Source organism: Vibrio sp. 10N.286.49.C3 (assembly GCF_041469545.1).
Classification (GTDB): Bacteria; Pseudomonadota; Gammaproteobacteria; order Enterobacterales; family Vibrionaceae; genus Vibrio; species Vibrio tasmaniensis_A.
Window position 1 is genome coordinate 1 of the sequence record NZ_JBFRKT010000098.1, and the last position, 7,618, is coordinate 7,618.

At 39.4% G+C, this 7,618-nt stretch carries 5 protein-coding genes; all 5 read left to right on the top strand.

What is annotated here, in order from left to right:
• Nucleotides 1-746: 746 nt before the first annotated feature.
• The gene (locus tag AB4180_RS22605) at nt 747-1,106 is read left to right on the top strand and encodes a hypothetical protein (RefSeq protein WP_076655960.1); all 360 of its coding nucleotides are present in this window, start codon (nt 747-749) and stop codon (nt 1,104-1,106) included.
• Nucleotides 1,103-3,595, top strand: a complete 2,493-nt coding sequence (locus AB4180_RS22610) for an Hsp70 family protein (RefSeq protein ID WP_076655963.1) — start codon at nt 1,103-1,105, stop codon at nt 3,593-3,595. The genes AB4180_RS22605 and AB4180_RS22610 overlap by 4 nt, the downstream gene beginning before the upstream one ends.
• Before the next feature lies 1 nt (nt 3,596).
• Nucleotides 3,597-4,940: an ATP-binding protein gene (locus AB4180_RS22615; RefSeq protein ID WP_076655965.1), complete on the top strand. Its 1,344-nt coding sequence runs from the start codon at nt 3,597-3,599 to the stop codon at nt 4,938-4,940.
• 2 nt (nt 4,941-4,942) lie between these two features.
• Nucleotides 4,943-6,568 carry a hypothetical protein gene (locus AB4180_RS22620; protein WP_102249495.1) on the top strand — a complete coding sequence of 542 codons (1,626 nt, stop codon included), beginning with the start codon at nt 4,943-4,945 and terminating at the stop codon, nt 6,566-6,568.
• A 4-nt stretch (nt 6,569-6,572) separates the two neighbouring features.
• The coding region (locus AB4180_RS22625; protein WP_198592250.1) for a peptidoglycan-binding protein at nt 6,573-7,618 on the top strand (1,046 nt) is incomplete at its 3' end.

Below are 7,618 nucleotides of genomic sequence, written 5' to 3' on the forward strand. Positions count from 1 at the left end.
GAATCGCTTGGTGATCACACAATATGGGGCAGGTAAGCTAAAACACTTCTGCCCCATTGTCAGCTAGAGTAAATACTCATTCACACCCTGTTCGTGGGCTTTTGCCCTACTAAAAGTTATCCATTCATCTAATGGCGTTCGTCGTAAACCCCGTTCTGTATCACGGGGGAAAATTCAACGTAACTTCGGAGTGTGCGGACTATCGGTCAAGGCGTCTTACATTAGTTCATAAGCCAATTTGGTTATTGATTCTGTTCTTCTCTTAGTCTGCTCTTCGTTTCAATTGTTCAAATCAAAATAACCTTTATACATTCAATGTTAACAAGAGAGGCGGACGCTACCCTATAGTTACCTAGCGAAATTCCTACGCTCAAATGGGCATACGAAGCCATTTCCAAACTAGGTGAACGGACACGCATTGCCAGTTGGGGAACCATGTGGCTTGGCTGGGACAAACTACAGGATATACTTAGTGGATACTATCTGAGCAAGGAAACGACTGGATTTATGGGTTTTTAGACTGATTTCTGATCAAGAGACAGGTATGAGACTGCATGGGTAGAAACGTTGGATAGAGCTGTCAAAAGGGCTTTGATTCAATGACCACTATAAAAATCGTCGGTACGGAAAATTAACCGCATTCAATATGGCCTAGAACAATGTTCTGCATAGTACAATATGATATGTTACGCACATAATTTGGGTTGTTGTTATGAGAACCCCATCATCCATATTTGGGAAGTATTATGTCTGAGTCTAGTAATTCATATTTTAAATCTTTAGTTGAACTTGCTTCCGAGTCTTGGCGCTTTGCCAAGGCAAATGAGCGTGTTTTAGCCAAATTGGCTATGAAAGATCAAACTCGCTTTCAAAGTCAGCTGAAGTGGTTTGTTAAAAAGATTGCTGATGAGCTGGAGACTAGCGGTTTGAAAATTATCGATTTAGAAGGTCAAGATTACGATGCTGGCATGGCTGTATCTGCGATAAATATTGATGATTTTGACGAAAGTGAAGAGCTATATATTGACCAAGTACTATCCCCTTTGATTATGAGTGAAAAGGGTATTGAACAGATGGGTACAGTTATTCTTGGGAGTAAAAAATGAAAAACTTTGTTGGCATAGATCTGGGTACTACGAACAGTGCGATAGCATCATTTGATGGTCAAAAAACAAAAATTTGGAAAAGCCCTGAACAAAATGACATTACCCCATCTGCAATTTATCTCGATAGACGAGGAAATAAGTTAGTTGGACAACGAGCTTATGAACAAGCTGCTCGCAGTCCAAGTAATTCAGCTGTACTTTTTAAAAGGTTGATGGGAACGAGTACCCCAATAGAATTTAAAGCCGTTCATGAAGTAAAGACACCAGAGCAGTGCTCTGCTGAAGTTTTGAAAACGCTCTATGGATACTTGAATGAAGAGCTTCGACTAGACCCAGAAACCGGTGTTGTTATTACCGTTCCAGCAGCATTCAACCAAATGCAAAAAGATGCAACTGTTGATGCAGCTAACTTGGCCGGTATAAATAACGTTGCTTTGATGCAAGAACCAGTTGCCGCTGTAATGAGCGTTATGAAAGAAGGGGCATTGGATGGTACCTTTCTTGTTTACGATTTAGGTGGTGGCACTCTTGATATTGCGATCGCAGAAAGTCATAGAGGTAAAGTAAACCTTCTATCTCATGGTGGCATTGCTATGTGTGGAGGTCGTGATTTTGACCGACTCCTTATGGATAAAATTGTTAAACCATGGTTAAGAAATAACTTCAATTTGCCTGATAACTTTCTCGTCGAGCCTAAGTATTCAACCATGGTGAGAATGGCAAACTATGCGGCCGAGAGGGCTAAGATTGAGTTATCATCCAAAGAGGCAGCCGTAATTTCATTGTCAGAAACAGAGATAAGAGAGTTTGATCTCGACGGTGAAGAGATATATTTAGATATCGAGATTTCTAGAGATGAGTTTGACCATTTAATTAATAATTTAGTTCTAGAGTCTGTAGAGGCTGCACGAGAGGCTTTATCAAAAGCGCATCTTACTCCTGATTATATTGAGAGAGTTGTATTTGTTGGCGGACCAACTAATTACAAGCCGCTTCGTGACAAGGTTTGTTTTGAATTGGGGATTAAGGGTTCAACCGAAGTAAACTCGATGACAGCTGTAGCTGAAGGCGCAAGTATTTTTGCAGAGTCAATAGATTGGACTACACAAAATCGTGAAAGAAAGTCATCTCGTGGGGTCATTGAGTCTAAGGGAGCACTATCTTTGGTATTCAAATTTCAAGCTAGAACTCCTAATAAAGCATCGAAGATAGCAATTAAATTTGATGACTATACCGAGGGTTATGAATATCAAGTCGATAGTATAAGCACTGGTTGGACGTCGGGTAGAGTTGCTCTTGAAGCTATGTCAACGATCACCGTCCCACTGGGAATTATGGGGGAAAACCTATTTAAAGTGTTCGTATTTGACCCTTTAGGTACTACGGTAGCAATAAAAGATAGTCAAATATCTATTACAAAAACATCTGCAACAGTAGAGGCTATACCAGCATCCCACTCGATCTCGATCGAAGCATTGAGTAGTTTAGGTGGTAAATCTAGCTTGTCGTACTTAGTCAAATCAGGCGACTCGTTGCCGGTTAAAGGTACAAAGATGTTTAAGGCTGCAGAAACTCTTAGAGCAGGCACGGACAATAGTATAAATATAAAGCTTTGGGAAGGTGACATAGAGGATCCTGTAACAGACAACAGACCAGTGGGTGTGCTGAAAGTTTCTGGCCATGATTTTGAGGTTGGAGTCGTACCAGCGGGTGCTGACATTGAGTGTATTTATGAAATTTTTGATTCCGGTGCGATCAATTTAGAGGTATCAATACCATGTATTGGTGGTGTATTTAACGCAGGCAAGAACTTCTACTCTCGACAAGAGAACCAAATCAACCATGCTGATTCAAAAGCAATTATTTCTATGGAAGCCGATAGCTTAAAAGAGCGAGTTAGCGAGATACGAGATATTCTAGATAATGATGAAATCAATCGAGTATTCGAAAATGTGACTTTGGCAGAAGACAAAAATCAAAGGGCAGTCACCCCAGAAGAATCTCAGGAAGCAATGGAAAAGCTACTGGAAGCCAAGCGTCAGTTGTCAAAAGTTAGAAGTCAGAACTTATCAACTATCAGAGCATTAGAGTTCGATAAGATGAAAAATACTTATAGTGAATATATTGAACAGTATGCTGAAGAATCAGATCACGCAGTGGTTATAAAGCTTATGAATACTGCCCAAAATGCAATTGCAAGTAAGTCACATGACTTTGAGGTGGCAATGGATGAACTACGCTCAAAGAATTTTGAAATTCTGTATAAACAAGACTGGTTTGTTGTTGAGCAGTTTAAGGTTTTGTGTTCTGAAGAGGCTGCGTTTATTGATAAAGCTAAGTTTAACGAATGTGTGCAGCAAGGTATACATTGTATCGAGAATAACAATATAGATGAATTAAGAACAGTAAACTTCCATTTGTTCCAAAACCGAGTGGGTGGTGCTCCTGATCTAGATTCTACAGTCTTTGCGAATATAGTAGAAAGCTAAGATGAACAGCGTGTTATTGCCAATGCGATACAGGTTACCTTCTGGTGAAGTGATTATTGAACGGTTACTTTTAGTAGACTCAGCTGCAATATACAAACTTGATAATAAGACAAATATTATCATCGTAACTCAGGATCTATGCAGCTTATGGGTTAAAAACGACTATTTACCCAGAAATTTGTTTAATTCTATCAATGTGGGTAGTGAAGAATTTCATTATTTTGAAATAGAAGATTGTTTTTCGGTATCTAGTTTTGATACTGGTCTCGGTTTAGTTGATTTTTCGCAGGCTCTATCATTCACTCATGCCTATTTAAATTCGAAAGAAAAACCAGGCAGCACTAAAAATAGTCTCTTTGTAGAAAAGTACTCAGTGCTTCTGCCTTTAGATTTAAGTAGTGATCTTGACAACGAGCTGTCTTATAAGTTGTGGTTAACAAATGGTGTGAGCCTTAAGGACAGTTCTTTCAAGGCAGTATCAAAATTAACTCCGTTGAATGATGCTGAGCTTGAAGAGTGCTTTGAGTTAGCTGGAGTGGACTATGTATTAGAACCGTCAGACTCTACTGTGAATGAGTCTTTGTGCGAGTTTGAGCTGTTTGGCAGAGAGTCACTGGAAGAGTTTGTCAATGAGTACATAGTTGATGTAATAAACCACCGTGACTCTTATAGGAAAATGGGTATCGAGGGACCGTCATCTTTTATCCTATATGGCCCACCCGGATGCGGGAAAACATATGCTGCGGAAAAGCTCGTGAATCACTTGGGCTGGCCAGTTTTTAAGGTGGACTCTGCATCAGTAGCAAGTCCCTACATTCATGAAACAAGCAAAAAAATTTCTGAAGTATTTAATGAAGCAATGAGGTGCTCGCCTAGCGTTATTCTCATCGATGAAATGGAATCCTATACATCAAATAGAAGTACAGCCAAAGACCATAAACTTGAAGAGATTAATGAGTTTCTAAGACGGATACCAGAAGCTATAAATGCTGGCGTGTTGATTATAGGAATGACGAACTTCATCGAAGATATTGACCCAGCGCTAAAGCGTAAAGGCCGTTTTAACCATCTGATAGAAATCGGTATTCCAAATGAAAGCGAGATCAGGGCTTCATTAAATTTTTTGACGCAAGGGTTACCACTTGAAAGTGAAGTAATTAAAGATGAAGTCATTGATAGTTTGATTGGGCGTACGTTGGCAGATATTGACTTCGTAGTGAAAGAGGCTGCTAGAAAAACTGCAAAAGACAGAATAAGTACACTTGGTCACAATGAGTTAATGTCTGCGATTGAATTGTTACCGATGATACCTTCAATTAATAAAAATAAAATCGGATTTCTGTGACTATGAATATTAAAGAAAACCCATTCTTTCTCTTAAACGCAACATTACGTAATACTAGAGCTGAACTTTCAGAGCTAGAAGAAGAGTTTAGTTTGTTCAATGACTCAGACCGAGATCTTTTAAGTGAAGTAATCTCCCCTCGCTTGAGAGCTCAGTCAGAGTTAGGTTGGTTGATTGGAGTGACAGAACCAACTGTTCTCCGAGCACTTGCCATTAAATCACTAAATGATCTTATCGATCTTAGACATTTACACGCACTAGATCAGTTGAACTTAATTTCGTCATCATTGAGCCTTTACAAAGGTGAAAGTCACAAACTTGTCAAAGATTCAATTTTGAGGTTAGCGGACCTTTTTGAAGGTTTACACCTCCGTTTAGATGAAGTCATGATTCTGCTTAATCAAGAGAGAAAGTACTCTGGTTTCCCATTATTAAGTGATACTTCACAGCTAGAGGACGGAGTTAATCTGCGAAAGGACTACTTCAATCAGTCTATTAAAGACTCATTGGATAGGTTGGATAGTCAGATGCTGGTATCTTTAGTAACTGATATTGTTGATAAAAATTCAATGAGTGGTGTTAGGCAGTGCTATACACTTGTTCAAGATCTAGTTGATTATTATGAGGTGGCCACAAAGCATGCTCTTGCTGAAGAAACTGCATCTATTGAGTCGTTGATTGAAAATATCATGACAATGACCACTAGTCAGTACTCGAATGACCATTTGGACCAACTTATATCGAAACTAATAACTAGCCTAAGAGGCTGGGATACAATAGCTCAACCTATTCAAGTTAGTTTCCAAGGGAAAGGGTTAGAGCATGAAGAGAGCAAAGAATTGGCGTACAAAGTTCGCGATCTTAGTTTGTATATGTTCAATGAAATGCTTCAAGATGACATAACAAAAAAACTAAGCGAGATTAGCCTTGAGCTTTTTGGAGAAGTAACCAGCTTTTCAGAGCGTGTGGAAAAAGACATTGCCGACATTAAAGATATTGAGTTTGAAAGACAGCAAAGAGCTGAAAATGAAGCTAGGGAACAAGTAAAACATGAGCTTGAGATGGCTTATAGCGCTGAGATAGGTCTTGCTTTCAAAGACGAATTGAAGATTAGCGCATCAGGTATTTCTTGGAAAGGGGCTTTTGTTAGGTTTGAAGATATTACTTTCTATAGCTATCAAGTAATAAGCAGAAGCCTAACGACAGATTATATATTTGAATATGGTGGCACTAATCGTACTTACAAAATAACCACAAAGAAACAGGAGCATTTTAGCGCCTTGTTAGATAGGTTTTGGAAAGGTACTGGTTATAAGCTGATGATAAATTTTGCAATTGATGTTGTGTGCAAAGCAAAGGATCATTTTTCTGGTATTGGTGTTCGAGACGATGGGCTCGTTCTACACAGGAAAAAGTTTCTTCGAGCGAGTGAGCCAGTTTTGGTGCCATGGAGTCGTTTGTCTTCCAACGTATACAATGGCCAATGTACATACAGTCTTGTTGGAGATAGTAAAGTTAATGCAAGCTTAGATGTCAGTGCTACGAACTACCATATGTTTAGCACACTGGTTAGCGTTATGATGGATAAGAGAGCTTCTCGATTAAGTGAAGTCTTTGGGGTGAATTAGTTTAATGAGTAATAAGAATCCCAAAGGGTTTAGTGGTTTATCACAGCTGCACTCAAAGAGTGAAGACAAAGCTGATTCAGTCGAATCTGATTTTCAGTCTGACCCCTCTACAGACACCATAACAACGCCCCTATCTAAGACTCAGTCTGGTTCACAGCGTGATAACACTGTAGATGTAGGCTCAGAATCAGAAGTTACGGATGGAACATTACAAGATGAACAACAGGAAGGTAACAAATCGGGTATAAGTTGGGGGTATATATTTGGTTTTTTACTCATTGTCGGTATTTTCATGGCAATAAGTCAGGGTAATGATAGTCCTAGTTCCGTACCTAAGGCTGCTACAGGTAGTAGTTTAGCCAATCCAACAGCAAAGACTCCAACAGCTTCTCAATTAGGAAGTTCGTCTGTCGTAGGTAAAACCAACAAGCCAAGAAATGAGACTCCTAAGCTTCAGTATAATAAACCGCCTGTCGGTTCAAATAATATACTTTCAGTGTCGCAGATTCGTTGGTGTACTCGTGAAATCATGCGTATTGATGCGATGAGAAATATCTTCGATACAAACGGAGGTATAGATGAGTTCAATCGAATTGTTAATGACTATAATAGTAGGTGTAGTAATTATCGCTATCGACAACGAGATCTCTCTAAAGCTGAGCGAGAAGTAGAAACACACAAGTCTACAATTACTACAGAAGCGATACGAGAGGCAAAACTAATTGATCAACGCTTTAAGAAAACATCGAATGTGTCAACTAAGAGCGCTTCAAATAAACCGAACGCCCAGTTAACACGAGAAGTACAACAACTTTTAACCGTCCTAGGATATAAGCCTGGTCCAATTGATGGTGATTACGGACCGGGAACAGCGAGTGCGATAAAGGTTTTCCAGCGTGACTCGGGTTTAGCTCAAACAGGAAGAGTAGATAGAGAACTACTTTCTTCGCTTCGGAGCAAAGAGCGATCTAAATCTTCACTTAATGTTGGAGTCAAAACTAACAACCATCAGAGTAATGGTAATGGAATCCCTGCGAATGCCAAAATTGA